Below are 2,453 nucleotides of genomic sequence, written 5' to 3' on the forward strand. Positions count from 1 at the left end.
ACAGGTCGGTGCCCTTCGGGAAGTACTGACGCAGCAATCCGTTCGACGCTCCTATGTTTGTCAACCAGAGATGTGGTTGTTGGCATCTCTGGTAGCGGACTCCATCACGCGGTAGAGCTTTCTTGCGAGGGTTCGTTTGAGGCAGCGTCGAATGTCGCGGTGTGTCTTACCTTCCAGGGTTCGGCGAGCTTCGTAGGCACGACTCTGCGGGTGACATCGCAACCGGGTGATCGCAACGGTGTGCAGTGCCCGGTTCAGAGCACGGTCGCCGCCTCGGTTGAGTCGGTGCCGACTTCGCTGCCCACTACTGGCCTCGAGTGGGGCGACACCGGCGAGCGAGGCGAACGCTGCCTCGTTGCGGACCCGCCCGGGATGGGACCAACTGAGCAACAGTCGAGCAGCTACCACGGGGCCGACGCCCGGTTGCGCAAGCAACGCCGGCCCCGCAGGATGCTGCTGCAGCAGACGGCCCAGCTCCGGATCGAGTTCGTCGAGTTGACCTGTGAGAAAACGGATACGGGCTGTGATCGACTGCAACGTCAGTACCGTGACGCGGTGTTCGACGGTGGCCGTTGTCGTCGTGGTCGACGATTCGATGCGGGATAGTTGTTTGGTCAGCGAAAGTCCGCGCAGAGTGGCGCGTAGGTGTTCGGGGGCGGCGACGATCAGACTTTTGAGCTCGTTGATGGCCTTGGTTCGACTGACGAGAACCCCTTCGCGGGTCGCAGTCAGGGTGCGGATCGCTTCCCGAAGTCCGCGTGCTCGGGGACTGCCCTGGTGCTCACGCGCCAGAGCACTGTGTGCCGCGCGGATCGCGTCGAGGCGATCATTCTTCGCGCCGCGAGCTCTTTTGAGGCTGCCGACTTCGGTGACATCCTCACCGGCCTGCGCCAATACGTCGGACAGTCCGGCGGCGAAGCTCCCGGTCCCTTCGAGCGCCCAGATCCGTCGACCAGGTGCGCGCTGGCGTGCCCAGTCCAGTATGCGGGCGTAGCCGGCGCCATCCGCAGATTCCACAAGGTGCGCGTGGACGCCGCCGGTGGCGGTGTCGAGTACAGCGAGGTCGATAGTGTCGCGGTCGGGGTCTCCTCCGATGACGAAATCGTATTCTTCTGCGAGCATGGTCATTACGGTTACCTTCCATTTCGTCGGCGATCGTGGTCGGCACCGGCCTGGGAAGAAGTCACATGTCGCGGCAGCACTGTGAGGGGTCACGCCTCATCGGCGGACAAGCTCCTGATCAAGCCAAGACAAGTGGGCCAAGCCGGTGTCGGCAATCCGAAGGGACATGTCAAACGCAGGGCACACGCAGACGTGGCCAGTATTCTCGGGAGTCACCCCAGATCGCTGATACCAGCTTGACCGATCAGCCCGACTGGGCCACCTCAAATACTCACAGTGTTCTCGTTGGTGCCGCGTTGCCACGGCGAATGCGGATCACAGAAGTAGACGGCGACGTCGGTGGCCATGGTGATCTGGGCATGCAAACCCATCTCGATGCCCTGATCCCAGGTCACCGACCGTCGCATCATCTGCGGCATCGACTCGATCGCCGTGATCATCGCATCGCGCACCCCGGCCAGGTCCCGCACCCGGGGCAGGTGCAGCAACAGCACGTGCCGGGTGGTGCGCTCGACGAGGGTGCCGATCGCCGACCCGTTGCGGGCCCCCATGATCAGATCGCCCTCCCAGTGCCCGGGCACGGCCCGATCCTCGATCTCGGCCGGCCGCTCGGAAATCAGGATCTTCTCGCCCAGGTACCGGGCCGTCGACGGCACCCGGCCGTGCGTCTTGCGCTGGACCCGCCCGGACCGCAACGCCGCCGACAGTTCCTTGCGGAGTTCACCTTTGGCCAGAACGTAGACGCACTGATAGATCGTCTCGTGGGACACACGCATCTCCGGTCGGTCGGGGAACTCGACCACCAGTCTCGCCGAGATCTGCTGGGGCGACCATCGCAGCGTCAGCTTCGCCAGCACCCACCGCCACAACTGCGGGTTGTCCATCAGCTTGAGGGCCTTCGGGCGTAGCGTCCGCTCCCAGGCCCGCCGGTGCGCCGACACCGCCCGATAGGTGCCGTCCTTGTTGCTGTTGCGGGCGAGCTCGCGGCTGATCACCGACTTGTCCCGGCCGATCCGGTCCCCGATCTGCTGCAGGGTCTCGCCCAGTGCCCGCCCGATCGCGATCTCCTCGCGTTCGGCCAGGCACAGGGCGCGTCCGCCGGGCTGCCAGTCCGGAGCCCGGCGGACGATCCTGTTGAACTCGTCCTCCCAGCGTCGGCCCGTCACGTGGGCCACCCCCGCCGCCGCCGATGCCGTCCTGAGCGAGCCACCTTCTTCGCGCACGGCGAAGAACCTAGCGCGCAACTCGTCGCTCGTCCGTATGCCCGGTCGACCCATCAGTGTCATCTCCCCATGTCAGGGAGCCTGTTGCATCCACCACTTGAGATCGCC

The 2,453-nt window shown here is 65.1% G+C and carries 2 protein-coding genes; both read right to left on the reverse strand.

Features of this window, described 5'->3' with window-relative positions:
- Positions 1-60: 60 nt before the first annotated feature.
- Entirely contained in the window at positions 61-1,128 is a 1,068-nt protein-coding gene (locus tag ACN675_RS28740; protein WP_420754051.1) for an IS110 family transposase, read from the reverse strand.
- Between the two features lie 257 nt (positions 1,129-1,385).
- Positions 1,386-2,399 carry an IS30 family transposase gene (locus ACN675_RS28745; protein ID WP_420754052.1) on the reverse strand — a complete coding sequence of 338 codons (1,014 nt, stop codon included), beginning with the start codon at positions 2,397-2,399 and terminating at the stop codon, positions 1,386-1,388.
- Positions 2,400-2,453: the final 54 nt, after the last annotated feature.

Origin of the sequence: Rhodococcus sp. O3 (assembly GCF_048897285.1) — a bacterium.
Classification (GTDB): Bacteria; Actinomycetota; Actinomycetes; order Mycobacteriales; family Mycobacteriaceae; genus Rhodococcus.

Excerpts from the sequence above, each read along its gene's own strand:
- ACN675_RS28740 (WP_420754051.1), bottom strand. The coding sequence starts at position 1,128 with ATGACCATGCTCGCAGAAGAATACGATTTCGTCATCGGAGGAGACCCC.
- ACN675_RS28745 (WP_420754052.1), bottom strand. The coding sequence starts at position 2,399 with ATGGGTCGACCGGGCATACGGACGAGCGACGAGTTGCGCGCTAGGTTC.